The 18,150-nt window shown below is 71.3% G+C and carries 19 protein-coding genes; 14 read left to right on the forward strand and 5 right to left on the reverse strand.

The features are described 5' to 3' along the window. The first annotated feature begins 74 nt into the window (after positions 1-74). The 3 genes from BUE43_RS13830 to BUE43_RS13840 are packed head-to-tail and all read left to right on the forward strand — an operon-like array spanning position 75 to position 2,955. Positions 75-1,325: a DegT/DnrJ/EryC1/StrS family aminotransferase gene (locus BUE43_RS13830; protein WP_083959668.1), complete on the forward strand. Its 1,251-nt coding sequence runs from the start codon at positions 75-77 to the stop codon at positions 1,323-1,325. Positions 1,326-1,375: 50 nt separating this feature from the next. Further along, positions 1,376-2,344 carry a phosphotransferase gene (locus BUE43_RS13835; protein WP_234995747.1) on the forward strand — a complete coding sequence of 323 codons (969 nt, stop codon included), beginning with the start codon at positions 1,376-1,378 and terminating at the stop codon, positions 2,342-2,344. A 32-nt stretch (positions 2,345-2,376) separates the two neighbouring features. Next, positions 2,377-2,955: a nucleoside 2-deoxyribosyltransferase gene (locus BUE43_RS13840; protein WP_073483104.1), complete on the forward strand. Its 579-nt coding sequence runs from the start codon at positions 2,377-2,379 to the stop codon at positions 2,953-2,955. 113 nt (positions 2,956-3,068) lie between these two features. Here the strand turns inward: BUE43_RS13840 and BUE43_RS13845 are convergent, their stop codons facing one another. Beyond that, positions 3,069-4,238: a Gfo/Idh/MocA family protein gene (locus BUE43_RS13845; RefSeq protein WP_200797505.1), complete on the reverse strand. Its 1,170-nt coding sequence runs from the start codon at positions 4,236-4,238 to the stop codon at positions 3,069-3,071. Positions 4,239-4,674: 436 nt separating this feature from the next. On the opposite strand from BUE43_RS13845, the gene BUE43_RS13850 reads away from it, so the two are divergent. After that, on the forward strand, positions 4,675-6,180 hold the full coding sequence (locus BUE43_RS13850; protein ID WP_143174155.1) for a glycosyltransferase family 2 protein: 1,506 nt from the start codon (positions 4,675-4,677) through the stop codon (positions 6,178-6,180). Beyond that, positions 6,161-7,375, forward strand: a complete 1,215-nt coding sequence (locus tag BUE43_RS13855) for a DegT/DnrJ/EryC1/StrS family aminotransferase (protein WP_073483108.1) — start codon at positions 6,161-6,163, stop codon at positions 7,373-7,375. Before BUE43_RS13850 ends, BUE43_RS13855 begins: the two co-directional genes overlap by 20 nt. A gap of 105 nt (positions 7,376-7,480) precedes the next feature. Here BUE43_RS13855 and BUE43_RS13860 read toward each other — a convergent pair whose 3' ends face one another. After that, the gene (locus BUE43_RS13860; protein ID WP_073483110.1) at positions 7,481-8,008 is read right to left on the reverse strand and encodes a GNAT family N-acetyltransferase; all 528 of its coding nucleotides are present in this window, start codon (positions 8,006-8,008) and stop codon (positions 7,481-7,483) included. 220 nt (positions 8,009-8,228) lie between these two features. Here BUE43_RS13860 and BUE43_RS13865 point away from each other — a divergent pair, with 220 nt between their 5' ends. Beyond that, complete coding sequence (locus BUE43_RS13865; RefSeq protein WP_143174156.1) at positions 8,229-9,110, forward strand: ADP-ribosylglycohydrolase family protein; 882 nt, start codon at positions 8,229-8,231, stop codon at positions 9,108-9,110. Positions 9,111-9,209: 99 nt separating this feature from the next. Further along, on the forward strand, positions 9,210-10,217 hold the full coding sequence (locus BUE43_RS13870) for an MBL fold metallo-hydrolase (protein WP_073483114.1): 1,008 nt from the start codon (positions 9,210-9,212) through the stop codon (positions 10,215-10,217). Positions 10,218-10,560: 343 nt separating this feature from the next. Here the strand turns inward: BUE43_RS13870 and BUE43_RS13875 are convergent, their stop codons facing one another. Further along, positions 10,561-11,178, reverse strand: coding sequence for a phosphoribosylanthranilate isomerase (locus BUE43_RS13875; protein ID WP_073483117.1), 618 nt, complete (start codon positions 11,176-11,178; stop codon positions 10,561-10,563). A gap of 193 nt (positions 11,179-11,371) precedes the next feature. Here BUE43_RS13875 and BUE43_RS13880 point away from each other — a divergent pair, with 193 nt between their 5' ends. The 3 genes from BUE43_RS13880 to BUE43_RS13890 all read left to right on the forward strand — a co-directional run bounded on the left by BUE43_RS13880 (position 11,372) and on the right by BUE43_RS13890 (position 13,247). Next, on the forward strand, positions 11,372-11,983 hold the full coding sequence (locus BUE43_RS13880) for a LysE family translocator (protein ID WP_073483119.1): 612 nt from the start codon (positions 11,372-11,374) through the stop codon (positions 11,981-11,983). 50 nt (positions 11,984-12,033) lie between these two features. Then, complete coding sequence (locus BUE43_RS13885) at positions 12,034-12,726, forward strand: B3/B4 domain-containing protein (protein WP_073483121.1); 693 nt, start codon at positions 12,034-12,036, stop codon at positions 12,724-12,726. Positions 12,727-12,815: 89 nt separating this feature from the next. After that, positions 12,816-13,247, forward strand: coding sequence for an SgcJ/EcaC family oxidoreductase (locus tag BUE43_RS13890; RefSeq protein WP_327083447.1), 432 nt, complete (start codon positions 12,816-12,818; stop codon positions 13,245-13,247). A gap of 150 nt (positions 13,248-13,397) precedes the next feature. Here BUE43_RS13890 and BUE43_RS13895 read toward each other — a convergent pair whose 3' ends face one another. After that, complete coding sequence (locus BUE43_RS13895; RefSeq protein WP_234995717.1) at positions 13,398-13,943, reverse strand: PadR family transcriptional regulator; 546 nt, start codon at positions 13,941-13,943, stop codon at positions 13,398-13,400. A gap of 16 nt (positions 13,944-13,959) precedes the next feature. Here BUE43_RS13895 and BUE43_RS13900 point away from each other — a divergent pair, with 16 nt between their 5' ends. The 4 genes from BUE43_RS13900 (at position 13,960) to BUE43_RS13915 (ending at position 16,884) form a co-directional block, all read left to right on the forward strand. Further along, positions 13,960-14,643 (forward strand): cysteine hydrolase family protein, encoded by a 684-nt coding sequence (locus BUE43_RS13900; protein WP_073483125.1) that lies wholly within the window; start codon positions 13,960-13,962, stop codon positions 14,641-14,643. 349 nt (positions 14,644-14,992) lie between these two features. Then, a complete protein-coding gene (locus BUE43_RS13905; protein WP_073483127.1) occupies positions 14,993-15,397 on the forward strand; it encodes a PPOX class F420-dependent oxidoreductase in 405 nt (134 codons plus the stop codon). 225 nt (positions 15,398-15,622) lie between these two features. After that, positions 15,623-15,961 (forward strand): PadR family transcriptional regulator, encoded by a 339-nt coding sequence (locus BUE43_RS13910; protein ID WP_073483130.1) that lies wholly within the window; start codon positions 15,623-15,625, stop codon positions 15,959-15,961. After that, positions 15,958-16,884 carry a hypothetical protein gene (locus tag BUE43_RS13915; protein ID WP_073483133.1) on the forward strand — a complete coding sequence of 309 codons (927 nt, stop codon included), beginning with the start codon at positions 15,958-15,960 and terminating at the stop codon, positions 16,882-16,884. Before BUE43_RS13910 ends, BUE43_RS13915 begins: the two co-directional genes overlap by 4 nt. A 41-nt stretch (positions 16,885-16,925) precedes the next feature. Here the strand turns inward: BUE43_RS13915 and BUE43_RS13920 are convergent, their stop codons facing one another. After that, the gene (locus BUE43_RS13920; protein WP_073483135.1) at positions 16,926-18,122 is read right to left on the reverse strand and encodes an MFS transporter; all 1,197 of its coding nucleotides are present in this window, start codon (positions 18,120-18,122) and stop codon (positions 16,926-16,928) included. Between the last annotated feature and the right edge of the window lie 28 nt (positions 18,123-18,150).

Here is an 18,150-nt window from a genome sequence, read left to right on the forward strand (position 1 = left end):
AGCCCACTTCGCCGTGGCGGTTCCGCGAAGAGAAATTTCCAGGGCAACCCGGTCGCGGAAGAGGTTTGTGGCGCATGGACACTTTGGCGATTCTTGGCGGAGAGCCGGTGCGGGAGCGGAAGATCGTGCCGCGCTTCGTCCCGACCGAGGACACGCGCAGGAGGATCGACGAGTTGCTGGCCAGCGGCGCGCTCAGCGACTTCTACGGTGGCCCCTGGTGCGCGGAGTTCGAGCGGCGGTTCGCCGAGTACCACGGCGTCCGCAACGCCGTCGCCGTCAGTTCCGGCACCTGCGCCCTGCACACCGCGGTCACCGCGTGCGGGATCGGTCCCGGCGACGAGGTCCTGATCCCCACGAGCTGCTTCTTCACCGCCGCGACGGTGGTCCTGCAGCAGAACGGCGTCCCGGTGCTGGTCGACTGCCTCCCGGAGAGCTTCGAGATCGACCTCGACGCGGCCGAGTCGCTGGTGACCCCGCGCACGAAGGCGATCCTCCCGGTGCACATGTACGGCTACCCGAGCGACATCGACCGGCTCACCGAGTTCGCGGACCGGCACGGGCTGTTGGTCATCGAGGACGCCTGCCAGAGCCACGGCGCCCGGTTCCGCGACCGGCCGATGGGCACGAACGGGACCGTGGGCTGCTTCAGCTTCGGCGCGCCCCGCAAGCACATCAACTGCGGCGAGGGCGGCATGCTGATCACCGACGACGACGAGCTGGCCAGGCAGATCCGCCGGGTGGCCAACAAGGGCAAGGACAACGGCTGGTTCACGCACCGGGTCATGGGGTTCTCGTACGTCATGCCGGAGCTGAACGCGATCATCGGGATCCAGGGCGTCGAGGAGCTGGACGAGCTGGTCGTCGTCCGGCGCGCGGTGTCCGACAGCTACGACGCCGTCCTGCGGGGCACCGAGCTGGAGCCCGCGCCGGTGCCGGACACCCTCTACCACTCGTACTTCCGCAAGGTCGTGCTCCTGCCCGAGCGGTTCGCGCCGATCCGGGACTGGGTCGTGCGGGCGATCGAGTGGGAGAACGTCTCGGCGAAGCCGCCGCACGCCGCGCTGCACACCATCGCCTGGCTGCGGGAACGCCTCGGGCCCTCCCTGCCGGCGAGCTTCCCGGTCGCCGACCGCGAGCTGGCCAGGGTGGTGGACCTGGAGGTGGGCCCGTCGATGACCGCGGAGGACGGCGTGGTGAGCGGGCAGGCCGTGCTCAAGGTGTGGCGGTGGGTCCGCGAGCACGAGCAGGAGGCCTTCGCGCTGGCGGAGCAGAGCGGGCGCTACACCGACAAGGGACCGCTTCTGACGGTGTCCGCCGCCCGATGACGGCGTCGACGGACGGCCGCGCCGTGTTTGTTGCTAGTGTCCGCCAAGTGATGGCGAACGATGTGCTGGACAACATCCTGGCGCACTACGGATTCTCCGGAGAAATGGCGAGTGCGGCGAGTCAGGGCGCGGACAATCTGACTTTTCTCGTGGGTGATCCCGAGCCGCGCCACGTGTTGCGGTGCTATCAGGTCACGGCGGCGCACGAGATCGACTTCGAACTCGACCTCATCGACCACCTGGTGAACCACGGATTTCCCACACCCCGGATCGTGCGCACCGCCACCGGCCGGCGCCGGGTCGTCGAGTCGGGCGTCCACGCGGTGCTGTTCGACTTCGTCGCGGGCGTCCCGATCGACCCCCGACGGAGCGAGAGCGGCGCCCAGATCGCGGATCTGGCGGCCCGCCTGCACCTGGTGACGGCCGGCTGCTCCTTCGGCGTCGAGCGCTCCCGGTCCGACCGGGGCCGGATCCGGGCTTTGCTGCGGGCGCTGGAAACCGACGCGGTCCTGGGCGGCAAGGCCGGCGCCGACCGGCTCGTCGAGCACCTGCGCGGCCTGCTCGACGACCTGGCGGAGCTGCGGGAGCGGGCACTGCCGTCCGGGGCGATCCACCACGACTTCGCGCCGGACAACATCCTGGTCCACCCCGCGGACGCCAACCACGGCCAGTCCATCGCGGCGCTGATCGACTTCGACGAGTCCTACGCCGGCCCCTTCGTCTTCGACATCGCCTCCCTGCTGACCAACTGGGCCAAGGGGGAGCGCGACTGGTTCGACCTGCCGGCGATGCGCGAGCTGCTCACCGCCTACCAGCGGGTGCGGCCCCTCACGCCGGGCGAGCGCGAGGCCCTGCCGTTGGCCGTGCGGGCATTCAACGCGGCTGACGCCGCGGAGTACATCCTGCGGAACTACCCCAAGCGCCCGGCCGAGTTCGCACTGTCCGGCTGCCTCTCCCTGAGCACCTACTACGCACTGACCGAACGCGACGACTGGCTGCGCGGGCTCGACGTGGGCTAGCGGCACGCCGGTCGCGGCGACCAGGAGGAAAGATGCACCAAGACTTCCGGGTGTTCCTCGCGGCACCCTTCGCCCAGTGGCTGTCCGCGGACGGCGTGGTCGACTCCCGCGCGCGTCGGGGGCTCACCGCCCTGCGTCAGACGTTCCTCAACCTGGGTCTGCCGGTGTTCAGCGCGCACCACAACGAGCGCTGGGGCCAGGGGTGGCTGCCGCCCGAGACGTGCGTGCCCAGCGACTTCCGCGCCATGCAGACGGCCGATGTGGTGTGCGCCTACCTCGGCACGCCGCCCTCCGGTGGCGTCTGCCTGGAACTGGGGTGGGCCTCGGCCATGCACAAGCCGGTGTTGCTGGTTCTCGACGACGGCGCCAGGCCCAGCCAGATGATCGAGGGGCTGGCCACGGTCACGCCGGTGCGCCGGCTGGTCGTCACCGACGGGCTGACCGAGGAGACGGCGAGGGAGATCGTCGACGCGACGGTCGCGCTCGCCGGCGACTGTTCGCCGCAGCAGCGCACGGCGTGGCGGGCGGACGCGCTCGACGCCTCCCTCGGCTACGTGCGGGCCATCCAGGTGGCGCAGACCTCCGAGCTGCTCGGCGACTCGTGCGGCTGACCACCTTTGTCCTATGTGGACATTCACTCGGTCTTCGTGGCGCGGTGTCGGGTGCGTGACCGCAGGGCGGTCTGACGCTCGTACTGCCCGCTGAAGGACGCCCGCACTGTCCACTAAGGACAGACCTGGCCCGCGGAAGCCGGTTCCGGGTCCGCCAACGGTTCGGGCCGGCGGCAGTCGCTGACCACCGGAACCCGTCGGCCGTCCCGAGCGGACTCCAGGATCGATTGCATGACGTCCACGACGTGGAAGGCGAGATCGCCGTTGGCGCGGTGGTCGGTCCCGGCGCGCAGGGCCCGGGCCAGGTCGACCACGCCGGCGCCGCGTCGCACCGGAGGCCGTGAGCCGGTGGAGCTCGGTCCGGCCAGCTCGGTCCACTCGGTGGCGCCCCGGGCCCGCAACAGCACTGGGCCGTCGTACCCGCTGGGGTCCGGACACCGCAGCGTGCCCTCGCTGCCGTGGATCTCCAGCCGGGACCGCTCGGTCGCCACGTCGAACGACGTCGTCAGCGTGCCGATGACACCACCGGCGAACTCCAGCACCGCACACAGGTGCGTCAGCACCTCGACGTCGATGACCTGGCCCGCGCGGGGTTCGCTGGTGACTGTCCTGTGTGGCCACGTCCTGGTGGCGCTCGCGCACACACCGGTGACCGCGCCGAGCACCGCCACCAGCGCGGTGAGGTGGTAGGGGCCCATGTCGAACAGCGGCCCGCCGCCCCGGTGGTAGAAGAAGGCCGGGTCGGGGTGCCACCATTCCGGGCCGGCGCACAGGGTTTCCGCGGTCACGCTGACCGGGCGGCCGATCAGCCCCGCGTCGATCGCTCGCCGGCACTCCTGGAACGCGGGAGAGAGGAACGTGTCGGGCGCGCTGGCCAGGCGCACCCGGGACGCGTTCGCGGCGGTGACCAGCCGCCGGGCCTCCGCGCGGTCGACGGCGAGTGGTTTCTCGCTGTACACGTGGCAACCCGTCGCCAGGGCGCGCAGCCCCACCGCCACGTGGTCCCGGGGACGGGTGAGGTTGAGCAGGATCTCGACCTCGGGGTCGGCGAGCAGGGCGTCGACCTCGCCCACGCGCATGCCGGGAACCAGCGCGGCCAACGCCGCGGCGCGTTCGGGATCGATGTCCGCGCAGGCCAGGAGCCGGACTTCGGGATGTCGCCCGAGGTGCCGCGCGTAGGACCGGCTGATCATGCCCGCGCCGACCACGCCCACACCGACCGGCGCCGCGTCCGGGATGTGTTCCGGAAACTGTTCCGGGAGCTGTTCCGGGAGCTGACTCACGACGTGACCTCCGCTGTTGTCGCGCACAGGGCCGCCGGCGTTGTCGAACCACCGCGGGCGGCCGGGCGACGTCATTTCCAGCACTCACCTGACGAGGAACCGGCCGAGGCGGGAACGGAACTGGCGTGGACGAGCGGCGCTGCGCGGAGTGGGGATTGGTGCCGTGCCAGGGTGTTGTGGTCCCGGACCGTACTGGGAGTCGGCTTTCCCAGCAACGCCAACACTCCTCGCTGGTCCCGGCCCTACCGGGGCAGGTGCCGGCGGTGGCCGGGTGCGGTGCTGAGCAATACCCCGGACGGGTTTCAGCGGCACGGGTGGAATGGGCACGCGGAGCTGGTCGTTCCCTTGCTGCGTCCACACCGCGTTGCTAGCGTCAATTCGGCTCGCGGGGTACGGACAGTTTTCCGGCATTACGCCGAACACCAAGGTGGTGCTGATGCCCCTTTCCATGACCGCGCACCTGGAGAACCTCGGCCCGCTCGCGGGAAGCGCGCCCTACCGCCGCACGTCCCGGGGGCTGGTCCAGCCGGACGGCTCCGCCATCCACCGGTCGGCCCGTCGCGAACGCGCGCGCCTCCGCCAGTACTTCGACGCACTGCCCACGGCGCACCGGGATCGGGTCCGCGCGCTGGCCGACGCCCTGCCCGCCATCGACCCGCGGTGCCGGATCTCCGTGCAGGTCCCCGCCCGCTTCGAAGCCGGGTACCTGCGCCAGTTCCTCGACGTCTACGCCAACCAGCGCGCCCTGGACCGCACACCGCTTCCGCCGCGCTTCTTCGACGTTCTGGTCGTCAACAACCGCCTGGCCGGAGAGCGGCCCGACGACTCCGCCGCCGTCTTCGCGGAGTTCCGCGCGGCGGCGGGCGAACGGGCCGACGACTTCCACTTCGTCGACGTGGAGCTCGACGTCGACGAGCCGTACCCGCTGACCCTGGTCCGCAGGCTCGGCGCGGACATCACGATCGCGCGCCTGCTGGCGCGCGAGAACTACCCGGAGCCGGTGTACTTCGCCCTGGAGGACGCCGACACCGTCTGGCTCGATCCGCGCCAGTTGGCCATCCAGGTCGCGGTGCTGGACGCCCGTCCCGAGCTGGACGGCGTGCGGGGCCAGCAGGACCGCTGCCCCTGGGTCATGTGCGAGAACGACCTGCTGGTCGCGTTGCGGAGGTCCTGGAACTTCACCGAGGCGTACCTCGCCCGGGAGTCGTTGCGGCCGCACCGCAATCCGCGGTACGACTTCACCTGGAACAGGGTGGTCACGAGCGGCTGGAACTCCGCGGTGTCCGCCGAGGCCTTCGCCGTGATGGGCGGCTACACACCGGACCGCCGGCTGGGCGAGGACGTGGACATCGGCGAGCGGCTGAGCTGCGTGCGCGGTGGGTGGCGCGGTGACGAGTTCGTGCCGGAGGTCGGCACGATCGGCCCGCTGCGCACCCGAGCCGAGGGATCTCCGCGCCGGTGGCTGCTGCGGGTGGCCGCCGACGTGGACCCCTACAACCGGAAGAACGGCTACGAGAACTTCTTCTCGCGCACCGTCACCGACCAGATCAGGTCCCCCGACTACTCGGGTTTGCTGGCGGCCGCCTGGTTCTCGGCGCGGCTGTCCCCGGCCAACGCGCACCTCTTCGAGGACGCTCTGTCCCGGGACTTCGAGTTCACGCTGAAGGTGCGCGGGAACCGGACCGACGCGGAGGACCAGTGGCGGTGGGTCTGCCACGCGCTCGGCCTGCACCCCGCCGACTGGCGGATCACCGGCGACCGGGTCCGGCTGCTGTCGCTGGACCGCCTCGCCGAGGCCCTGAACGGCTTCCGGGCCAGGAACCGCGGCCGGCCGGCGGAGATCGGGAAACCCGCTCGGCCGGTGGGCCGGGTCCCGGCGCCGCGGCCGCGGCCCGAAGCACAGTCCGAAGAGGAGAGTGACCATGCGAACGCTTGCTGTTGACGGTGGCGCGCCGGCCTTCGACACGGAGAAGACGAAGGTGCTGTGGCCGGCGCCGACGGACGCGGAAACCGCCGCCCTGCAACGGGTTCTCGACTCCGGTGTCTGGACGCGCAGTCGGGACGCCAACTGGTCCGAGGGCGAGGCGGGACAGTTCGAGCGGGAGTTCGGTGCGTACCTCGGGTGCAACCACGTCACCGCGGTCACCAACGGCACTGTCGCCATCGAACTCGCGCTGTCCGCCCTCGGGGTCGAGCCGGGGGACGAGGTGATCGTCCCGGCGTCGACCTTCTTCGCCACGGTGTCGCCGGTCGTCCGGATGCGCGCCATCCCCGTCTTCGCCGACATCGACCCCCTGACCTACACGGTCTCGCCCGACTCGATCGCCGAGCGCGTGACGGACCGGACTGTGGGGGTGCTGGTCGTCCACCTGTCGGGCGTGCCCGTCAACCTCGACGCCGTCGTCAGCGTGTGCGCGAGGGACTCGCTCTTCCTGGTCGAGGACTGCGCGCAGGCGGCCGGTTCGCAGTGGCGGGGTCGCCAGGTGGGCACCGTCGGCGACGTGGGCACCTTCAGCTTCCACCACGAGAAGCAGCTCACCTGCGGCGAGGGCGGAGCGGTCGCCACCGACGACGCCCGACTGGCCGGCCGCATGTACGCGTTCCACCACGGTTTCTGGATGCCGGGCGCGCCCGAGCAGGAGTGCCACGAGATCTCGACGAACGCCCGGCTGACACCGTTCCAGGCGGCGATCCTCCGGGCGCGGCTGCCCCGGCTGGACGACGAGATCGACCGGCGTCAGCGCAACGTGGCCCTGCTGCGCGAACTCCTCGGCCCGGCCGTCGTCCCGGTGCGCCCACCGGCCGAGACGACCCGGTGGAGCGTGTACTCGGTGCCGCTGCGCCTGGACCACGAGCACGCGGAGGGACTGTCGCGCGACCGGCTCGTCCGGGCCCTCCGGGCGGAAGGGGTCTCCGCCCACGAAGGCCACCTCGACCCGGTGTACCGCCGCCCGATGTTCCGCGACAACCCCATCCAGTACCGCAACGACGGCTGCCCCGCGGCCGAGCACGCCGCGGACCGGACCGGCTTCGTGATCTCCCAGCGCATGTTCCTCGGCCCGGACACCTGGATGTACCGGCTCGCCGAACTGATCGAGGAACTGGTCACCTCGGGGCGCTGCCACGCGGAGGAGTAGACCGACGGCGGGAACCGTCCACAGTGTCCGTCGACGGCGTGTCGGTCGGTGGTCGACCGGTTGCGGTGGTGGGCGCGGTCAGCCGCTGAGGAGAGGCACGGGCGTCTACTGTGGACGCAGCGGCGAGTCGGCGGCCGACGTGATCCTCCGGTGGAAGCACACCCGATCCTGCCCGGGACCGTCGTAGTCACTGTGGACGGACAGCCCGTCAACCTCGCGATCGCCCGGTTCGAGCGTGAAACCCAACGCCTGGTGGAACGCGATGGAGCCGGCGTTGTTCGGGGAGGTGATCGCGCGCACCTCGCGGCGCCCCGCCTCGGCGGCGCGCTGGAAGAACGCCTCGTAGAGCCTCCGGGCGATGCCCTGTCCGCGCAGCTGGGGGTCCACGCCCACGAAGTGGATGTAGGCCTCGGTCTCGTTGTCGGCGGCGTGGAAGCCGACCAGGAACGCCCTGATCCCCGTGCCGTCCCGCACCACCAGGCTGGTGCTGGAGAAGAACTGCAGGAAAAGCCTGGGCAGCAGCAGGGACAGCTCACGGGCCTCCTCGGGCGTGCGCGAGTCGCCCCACCAGCTCTGCACGCACTCGACGAGCGCGCGGTGGTCGGAGACGTGGGCCTGGCGTACCTCAAGCATTCGTGTCCTTCCGGATCCGGCTCTCTGCCACGGGGGCGGGACGACCGCTGGCGACAGCGGTGCCCTCAGGACCAGGGAAGCATTCGGTGGACGTCCCGGTCGAGTGGGGTGACAGGGATGAAGGCGGCTTCGCTTCGCCCACGCCGACGACCGGCGTGACGCGCACGACAGGTCCAACTCCTCGTCCACCACGCCCGGGAGCTCTGCGAGGATGGTTGCGATGACCACCGACCGACGAACACGTGCGTTGAACTCCCTGCACGGACTGGCCCTCGGCGACGCGCTGGGCTCGCAGTTCTTCGTTCCCGCCAACCGCGACTTCCTGACGACGCGGAGCCTTCCACCCGGCCCGTGGCGGTGGACGGACGACGCTGAGATGGCCTGCTCGGTCTTCGCCGTGCTGGCACGGTCCGGCCACGTCGACCAGGACGCGTTGGCGACCAGTTTCGCCGAGCACCACGACTTCGACCGCGGCTACGGCCCGGGAGTGAACCGGCTCCTGCGGTTGGTCCGGCAGGGCGGCGCGTGGCGTGAGCTCGCCACCGACCTGTTCGACGGCCAGGGCTCCTGGGGCAACGGGGCGGCGATGCGGGTGGCCCCGCTCGGCGCGTGGTTCGCCGACGACCTCGCCGAAGCGGCGCGCCAGGCCGCGTTGTCCGCCGAAGTCACGCACACCCACCCCGACGGCGTGGCGGGCGCGGTCGCCGTCGCGGTCGCCGCCGCGCTGGCGGCCGACCCGAACCCACCGGAGCCCCGGGACTTCCTCGACCGCGTCCTGGAGCACGTGCCGCCGGGGCGGGTGCACCACGGCGTCCGGTGCGCCAGAGGGTTGGCGCACGTGCCGTCCGCCGAGATCGCCGTGCGCGAGTTGGGCAACGGCCGCAACACCAGCGCCCACGACACCGTGCCCTACGCGCTGTGGGCGGCGGCCCGCAACCTCGCCGACTACGAGCAAGCCTTCTGGACCACGGCGAGCACCGGCGGTGACATCGACACCACCTGCGCCATCGTCGGGGGAATCGTCGCCACGCACGTCGGGGCCGAGGGCCTGCCGAAGCGCTGGCGTGAGCTCTGCGAGCCACTTCCCGCGTGGGCTGTGTGACGACCGGGTCACCCGAGCGCCCTGAGACGGTGTGCGCCGGCTAGCTTCGTGCCCAGGCACGTCACGGCCCCATCGGCCCGATGGCCCGGAAGGAGATCCATGTCTTTCGACGACGACCGGTTACCAGCCTGGTTGACCTGGCAGCGCAGGCCGTTCCCCGACGCGAACCTCCTTCTGGCGCACGGGCGCCAGCCCGCCCTCGTGGACAGCGGTTTCGTCGGCCACGCCGAGGAAACCGCCGCGTGGGTCCGCGCGCGCACCAGCGATCTCGCGCTGGTCGTGAACACCCACTGGCACTCCGACCACGTGGGAGGGAACGCGCTGCTGCAGGCGGCGGGCGCGGGGATCGCGGCGAGCGCTCCGGACGCCGAGGCCATCGCCCGGCGGGACCCGGGCTGCTGCCTGGCGGAGTACCTCGACCAGCCGGTCAACGCCTACACCGTTGACGTGTCCCTTGTGGACGGACAGCTCCTCCGGCTCGGCGACGCCGACTGGGAGGTCGTTCGCACACCGGGGCACACGCCCGGCCACCTGTCGCTGTGGCAGCCGGAGGAGCGGCTGCTGGTGGTCGGAGACGCGCTCTCGGACTACGACGTGGGATGGGTGAACACCGCGCTCGACGGCCCGGAAGCGGCGGCCACCGCGCTCGCCTCCCTGCACCGGCTGGTCGACCTCTCCCCGCGCGTGGTGCTGCCCTCCCACGGGCCGATCCCCACTGACGCCGGCGCGGCGTTCGCCACCGCGCTCCGCCGCGCCCAGCGCCTCGTCGACGATCCGGCTGGGGCGGTCTGGTACGGCGCGCGGCGGATCTTCGCGTTCGCCCTGATGATCCGCGGCGGCCTGCCCGTCGACGAGGTCGAGCCCTACCTGCACGCGCGGATGTGGCTGACCGACGCCGCGCGGTTGCTGGGCAGAACGCCCGAGGCACTCGCCGCGGAGCTCGTCGACACGATGCTCCGCAGCGGCGCGATTGTCCTGCGCGACGGGCGACTGCACGCCGCTGCCGAGCACACGCCGGTCGCGGCGGAAGCACTGCGGGTGCCGTTCCCCCGGGCGTGGCCCGTAGCGGAGCCGACAGGAGCGGGAGCCGAGGAGCCGCCGCGGTGAGCCGCCGGTCGCGCGGCGGCGGACGCGATCGCGTGGGAACTGGAGAATGCCTCGTTGTCGTGGGGAACGGACGCCCTGATCGAGATCCACGATGACGTGAGGGTGCGCCCAAACTCGTGGGAAGCAAGGGAAATCCTCGCGCCGGAAGCGCCATCGGATCGCGTCGTGGTGGGGGAGAAGGGCTCTTCACGCGTGAGCGCCTCAACCGGCTCACCCGCGGGGACATGCCCTCGCGCATGTCCCCGTTTCCCGTCCGCGAAAGCCTGATGCGCCAACCGAATGGGGAGCAGGCGACCCGCAGGCTTCCCGCGCCGGCGCCCGCGAGCGAGCCGGCTGCCGGCGACTAACGAGCCGGGCTCCCGGCCGCCTCCCGGGCGGCCGCCACGAACTCCCGCATCAGCCCGTGGTCCTTCACGCCGCGCCGGGACTCGATCCCGCTGGAGACGTCCACACCCCACGGCCTCGCGCGCTCGACGGCCGCGCCCACGTTCCGCGGCGACAGACCGCCCGCGAGCAGCCAACGGCCCTCCGGGCGCGCCCCGTCGAGACGGTCGAGATCCCACTGGTGCCCGGAGCCGGCGACCGGCGAGTCCAGCAGCAACATCTCCTCGCCGTACGCGCCGACCCGGACGTCGGTCTCGGGCGTGAGCGCGGTCGCGCGGATCAGCGTCGCCGGCAGGTCGGCGAGGTCGTCGAACGCGGCGCGGGGGTAGTCGCCGTGCAGCTGGACGGCGCCGACGCCGGAAGCGGTGGCGAGCCGCCGCACCTGGTCGACGGGCACCCCGCCGAAGACCCCGACCGCGAGCACGTGCGGCGGCGTCCGCGCCACCAGCCGCCGGGCGGTGTCGAGGTCGACCTGACGCACGCTCTCCCCGAACACGAACCCGACGGCGGAGGCGCCCGCCTCGATCGCGGCGGCGACGTCGGCGTCGGTGCGCAACCCGCACAACTTCACGTACATGGCGGCGACGTTAGCCGGTCCTGGCTCCGGATCTCGCGGCACCCGGGCACCGTGGCCGCGCCGTTCGACCGGAGTGACGTTCTCTGATTCGGCGAGCGCGCGGGAAGAGTAGGGTGATCCGGGCGGAAGACGTGATCAGACAGCCTGGGGGCCGGATGTCGCCGCTCGTCCGCTGTCCCGCTGGGAGGGCGCAGTGAGTCTCGAATTCCTGGTGACGACCCTGATCGTGGTCGTGACACCGGGCCCCGGGGTGCTCTACACGATGGCGGCCGGGCTGGCCAGGGGAACCCGGGCCAGCGCCGTCGCGGCGGTCGGGTGCACGCTGGGCATCGTGCCGCACATGGCCGCGGCGATCACCGGGCTGGCCGCGCTGCTCCACACCAGCGCGTTGGCGTTCCAGATCCTCAAGTACCTCGGTGTCGCCTACCTGGTCTACATGGCGTGGGGAGCGTTGCGCGACAAGGAAACGCTCGCGGTGGAGGCGGGCGACACCGCGCCCCGCCCGGCGTTGAGGGTCATCGTTTCGGGAATCCTGCTCAACATCCTGAACCCGAAGCTGACCATTTTCTTCTTCGCTTTCCTGCCGCAGTTCGTCAACACCGCCGAGTCGAACGCGTTTCCGAGGATGCTGGAGCTGAGCGGCGTCTTCATGCTGGCGATGTTCCTCGTCTTCGTGGTGTACGGCTGGTTCGCGGCGAGGATCCGGAGCTACGTCGTCAACCGCCCGCGCGTGCTGAGCGTGGTGCAACGGGTCTTCGGCGTCGCCTTCCTCGGGCTGGCCGCCCGGCTCGCGTTCGAGGGCTGACGCCACCGTCCGGGCCCGTCCACGAGAGGACCCGTCCACGAGAGGAATCCATGTACTTCCAACACTCGACCGAGATCTGGAGCGAGTTCCCCGAGCTGGTCCCCGGGGCGCTCGTCGCCGACGGCATCACCGCCGACGTCTCGGTGCGCGACCGGCTGACCCCGTTCCACCGGACGGCAGAGGAGCGGCTCGCGACGGCCGCCGAGGGGGAGCTGCCGGAGATCCAGGCCTGGCGCCGGGCGTTCTCCCGCATGGGTCTCAAGCCCACGCAGTACCGGTGCGCCTCGGAGTCGTTGCTGCGCCGGTTCCGCAAGGAGGGGTCGCTGCCCGAGATCCACCCGCTGATCGACCTCTGCAACGCGGTCTCGCTGGCGTTCGCCACCCCGATCGCGGTCCTCGACGTCACCGAGATCGCCGACCACATCGAGGTCCGGCACGCCCACGGCGACGAGAGCTACCTCGCCTTCTCCGGCGAGACCGAGAACCCCGACCCGCGTGAGGTCGTCTTCGCCGACGCCGAGAACCGGGCCCACGCGCGGCGCTGGACGAACCGGCAGAGCCGTCTGTCGGCCGTCCGGGACACGACCAGCACGGTGCTCATCGTCAGCGAGGCGATGCACGACGGCGCGGCCGAGGACGTCCCCCGGCTGCTGTCCGCTGTCGCCGACGAGCTGTCGGCGGTCTGGTCGGTCAGCGCGAAGTCCACGGTGCTGAGCCGGTCCGCGCCCCGCTTCGACTTCTGAGGAACGCTGTCGGGCCGGTCCTGGTGACCGGCCCGACGTGTGTCCCGCACGGGGTTCCTCGATCAGGGTGGAGGACCGATACTGGGCCGGTGCTGACGGTCGACGAGGTGGTTGCCGAGTTGCAGCGGGTCTGGAACGCCGGTGACGGCGCCGGGTGGGCGGCGCACTTCGCGGAGGACGCCGAGTTCGTGGACGTGGTGGGGCGGGTGCAGCACGGCCGGCAGGTGATCGCCGGGGAACACCAGAAGATCCTCGACACCCTCTACCGGGGAAGCCGGATCGCGATCCGGCGGGTGGCCAGCCGACCCCTGTGCGCGGACGTCCTCCTGGTGCGCACGACATCGGTGCTGCGGGTGCCGGCCGGGCCGAGGGCCGGCGAGACGCGCGCCATCCAGACCATGATCTTCCAGAACGGGCAGATCCTGGCGTTCCACAACACCATCCGGTCCGGAATCGCGGACTTCGCGCAGCGGGACGAGGATCTGGGCCGGCTGTCCCCGCTGGGATGGGACGCGGACTAGGCGAGCCGGGCGTGGTGGGCGTGGTGCCGGGGAACGACAGGCGACCTGGGGCAGAGAGCCCTGATTTCCTTTCCTCGACGGGAAGATCTGCCGTCCTGACGTCGGGGGACCACCGTCCACAGAGGACGCCCGCCGGGCGTTCTGGCGCGTTCAGTCGAGGATCTCGCGGAGCCAGGCGCGTTCGGCCCGGTTGGTGGCCTGGGCGATAACGAGCATGCCTCGGCGGTAGGGATCGTCGACGTCGGCCGCGCGCAGCGGGCGGTCGCCGTCGTGGAAGAAGCTGGCCGGCCGCTCCAGGAACTCCAGCCGACGGCGCAGCACGGCGTGCTGTTCGGCGATGTCGGGCAGTGTGGAGAGAAACGCCAGGATCGTGAAGAACCGGGTGCTGTCGGTGATGTCCTGGTCGGCGGGTTCCCGCAGCCGGCGCAGCAACTCCCGGCGGCCGTCCTCGGTCAGGCTCAGCACGTGGCGCTGGGCGGCCGAAGCGCCCGGCTCGGCGCGCCGCGTCAGCAGACCCGCCCTGGCCAGACGGTTGATCGCCGGGTAGAGGCTGCCGTCGCTGACCGGCCTGGTGTGCCCGGACAACCGCGCGACCCTGCGGCGCAGCTCGTAGCCGTGCAGCGGCCCCTCCGCCAGAAAACCCATGATCGCCAGTTCCAGCACGGTGCTACCGTCCCACATCGAATCGACATACATCGGATCGAGGTACGTGATGCGGTACACCGAGGCGTGGGTGACGGAGCGGGCGCGAGCGGCCTACGAGCAGGGGCTGGCGTCCTTCGCGGTCCACCCCGACCGGACAGCGCTGCTGGTCATCGACATGCAGGACGAGTTCGTCCGCCCCGGCTGGAGCCCGTACTGGGTGCCGGCCGCGACCCGGATGGCCCCCCGGTTGCGGGCCCTGGTCGACCACTGCCGGGACCGGGACATCCCGGTGATCTGGACCATCTTCGACAACACGCACCACGGGCTGGACCGCCCGCACGCCCTGCGGCACCTCCCGCACGGCGACACCGACTGGCGTCGCCCGGGACCCGCCGAGGTCTGGGACCAGATGGGCTACCGCGACGACGAGGTCCTGATCCGCAAGCCCTCCTACGGCGCGTTCTACGACACCCCGCTCGACACGATCCTGCGCAACCTCGGCAGGGACACGGTCATCGTCACCGGAACGCTCACCAACTACTGCTGCGGCACCACCGCCCGCCAAGCCTACGAACGCGGATACCACGTCGTGTTCGGCGCGGACCTCACGGCGACCGACGACGAGTCCCGCCAGGAACCCGAACTCGCCGTCCTCCGCAAGGGCTTCGCCCAGGTGCTGCGAGCCGAGGAAATCATCGACCGCCTGGCCAACGCAGACGCGCCTGCTGACTCGTGCACCGCGATGCGGTGATCTGTCGAGCCCCCCGCATGCGCGGGGCCGAGCCGACCTCACGGAGCACCCGCACCACGGCCGCCGAGCCACCCCCGCGTGCGCGGGGCCGAGACTTCCTGACCTGCGACTTTACCTTGTGGGATCGGGTGTTCTGGCCACAGGTTCTGAGGTTGGCGTCGAATGCGGCGAGCCGAGATCTTGGCTCGGGGAAGTTGTTGGTCTGCGCCAGTCACGGCGGCGGGGAGGTCGCATCCTGGCGGACGTCGTGTCACCGGATCGGGCTTCCGGGTCGGGCGCGAGGCGCCGGGTTGAGGCAAGATCAGAGCGGTAGGCGCTGTCCTCTCGACGTCGTGAGAAGGGTTGTCCCATGGCCGCCACGCTGCCCGAGCCTCTCAAGGAACTGCTCGACGCTCCCACCTTCGTGACCCTGGTGACGATCCAGCCCGACGGCAGCCCGCAGGCCTCTCCCGTGTGGGCGAAGCGCGACGGCGACGACATCCTGATCTCCACCACCGTCGGGCGGCGCAAGGAGCGCAACCTCCGCCGTGACCCGAGGACGACGTTGGTGGTTCAGCCCTTCGACGAGCCCTACTCCTACGCCGAGATCCGCGGCGAGGCCACCATGACCACCGAGGGCGGCCCTGAGCTCATCGACGAGCTGTCGCTGAAGTACACCGGCAAGAAGTACTCCGAGTTCAACCCCGCCTCCGCGGGAGAGGGGCAGCGCGTGATCGTCCGGATCACGCCCCGCAAGGTCGTGGGCCGCGTCTGAGCCTCCCGCGCCACCGAGTCGCCTCCTCCGCGGCGTAGGTGATCCAGTCTGGCCGGAGCCCCGTTGCCAGGCGACGGTGACGTCGACCTGATGCGACGGGGCTCCCCGCGCTCCGAAGTCCCTGCCGCCGCTGCCTGAGAGCTGCCTCGGGCCACCTCTGCGCGTACCGAGACGAGTTGGCGCCGGCGTCTGTACATACTCTGATCAACGGTATATACCGGTGGCATGACCAATGGCGCGCTGAGGGAGCCGACCTTCCTGATCCTCACGGCGCTGGCCGCTCGGGCGCAGCACGGCTACGGCATCCTGCGGGACGTCGAAGCGATCTCCGACGGCCGCGTCAGACTGCGCGCCGGAACCCTGTACGCCGCGCTGGACCGACTGTCGGCGGACGGCTGGGTGGCCGTCGACCGGGAGGAAGTCGTGGACGGCCGGCTCCGTCGCTACTACCGGCTGACCGACGAGGGGGCGGCCAGGTTGGAGGCTGAGGTGAAGAGGTTGCGCGCACACACCCGTGCGGCAGAGCAACGCTTACGAGCACGACTCATCGGGGGGACGGCGTGAGCAAGCTGGAGCGGCGCTACCGCAGACTGCTGGCCTGCTACCCGCGCGATCACCGCGAACGCAACGGCGAGGAGATGCTCGGGGTCCTCATGGCGGGGGCCGGCGACCGGAGAGCTCCGGGTTGGCGCGAGTCCGTCGACCTGCTGTGGGGCGCGGCCCGGCTGCACCTGCGACGCGTGGTGGCGGCGGACGGCGGCATCGAACCCCGCGACGTGCTGGCGATCGTGAGCCTGTTGGGGCCGATCGCCCTGTTGACCGGCGCCACGACCGGACTGCACGAACTGGGCTGGTGGGTCCAGGCCGGAGCGCTGTCGGAGATGCCGTGGACTGGGCAGATTCCGGACGCTCCGGTGTGGTGCGTCTGGCTGGCCGTGGCCGTGCTCAGCCTGTTACGGCTGCGCCGCGCCGCCGCCGTGGGCGCGTGGCTGGGTACGGCCGGCTTCGTGTTCCTCGCGACAGTCTTCCCCGCCCAACACTGGTGGACCGCTCTGGACGCGGGCTGGGTTCTGCTCGGTGCGCTCACCGCGGTCGCGTTGACGTGGTCGCCCGGGCCGACACGTGGGCGTGAACTGGTGGGCGGGAAAGCGGTCGCCACGATGGCCGCGACGGTCGTCGTGGCCGTGGTGTTGGGAGTTCTGGCCGACCGTTACGCGGTGGGCGAGTTGCTGAGACTGGTCGTCCTGGTCGTCGGCACCGTGGCAGCCTGTGGCGCGCGGTCGCGCATCGGCCGCCGTGCCGCTCTGGTGCTGGTGCTCCCTGTCCTGATCACGTGGCCGGCGAAGGCACTGATGCTTTCGGCGCTCGTTCTCCCGGCCCCGGTGGAGGTAGCGATCTTCTACGGCGTGCCGGTCGTGGTGTTGCTGGCGCTGGGCGCCCTGCCCCGCCGCGTCCGGCGGCGACGCCCTGGCGGAGCGACCTCCTAGCCAGGACAAGCACCACGGCCGACAAGCACCACGGCCAGGAGTCAGCGGACCGGGACGGGCTTCTCGGCGTCGTGCGGTGCGGGGGTTTCTCGGCGGGGGCGGCGCTCCAGCCAGCCGGAGAGGAGCGCGAAGGCCAGGCCGACCAGGGCCAGGGCGGCGCCGACCCAGCTGGGGGCGGTGAGTCCCATGCCGGCCGCGATGACCAGGCCGCCGAGGTAGGCGCCCAGCGAGTTGGCGATGTTGAAGGTCGACTGGATGCTCGCCGACCCCAGCGCGGGGGCCTCCTTGGCCTGGTCGAGGATGCGGGACTGGATGCTGGGGATCGCCGCGAACCCGGTCGCCCCGATCAGGAACACGGTGACCGGGGCCAGCAGCGCGCTGTGCGCGGTGGACGCGAACAGGGCGAGGCTGGCGGCGAGCGCGGCGAGGAAGACGTACAGCGTCCGCATCGGGTCGCGGTCGGCCAGTCGACCGCCGACGGCGGTGCCGACGGTCATGCCCACGCCGAACACCGCCAACAGCACGGTCACCGCGGTGGGGGTGTAGCCGGTGACGTCGGTGAACACCGGCTTGACGTAGCTGTAGAAGGAGAAGATCGCCGCGAAGCCGAACACCACGACCGCGAACGCCAGCCAGACCTGCGGGCGGGTGAACGCGCGCAGCTCGCCGCGCAGGCTGACGTCGGTGGGCCTGGCCTGCCAGGGCACCAGGGCCGCCACCGCGGCGAGCGCGACCACGCCGATCACCGCGACCAGGCCGAACGCCCAGCGCCAGCCGAGCGCCTGACCGAGCAGGGTGCCGACCGGGACCCCGACGACGTTGGCCACGGTCAGCCCGATGAACATCAGGGAGATGGCCTGGGCGCGCCGGTCGCGGTCGACCAGGCTCGCGGCCACCACCGCGCCGATGCCGAAGAACACGCCGTGCGGCAGTCCGGTGAGGAACCGGGCGCCGAGCAGCAGCTCGTGCGTCGGGGCGAAGGCCGAGATCAGGTTTCCGACGGTGAAGAGCACCAGCATGCTCAGCAGCATCGTCTTCTGCCGCGCGCGCATCCCGAGCATGGTCAGCAGCGGTGCGCCGACGACCACGCCGAGGGCGTACAGCGAGATGTAGCCACCGGCGTCCGGGATCGACACCCGGAAGTCGTTGGCGATCTCGGGCAACAGGCCCATCATGACGAACTCGGTCGTCCCGATCCCGAACGCGGCGACAGCCAGGGCCAGCAGGGCGATGGGCAAGGAAGCTCCCCCGAAACGGATGTGCGGT

Origin of the sequence: Streptoalloteichus hindustanus, assembly GCF_900129375.1 — a bacterium.
In the GTDB taxonomy this organism is placed as follows: Bacteria; Actinomycetota; Actinomycetes; order Mycobacteriales; family Pseudonocardiaceae; genus Streptoalloteichus; species Streptoalloteichus hindustanus.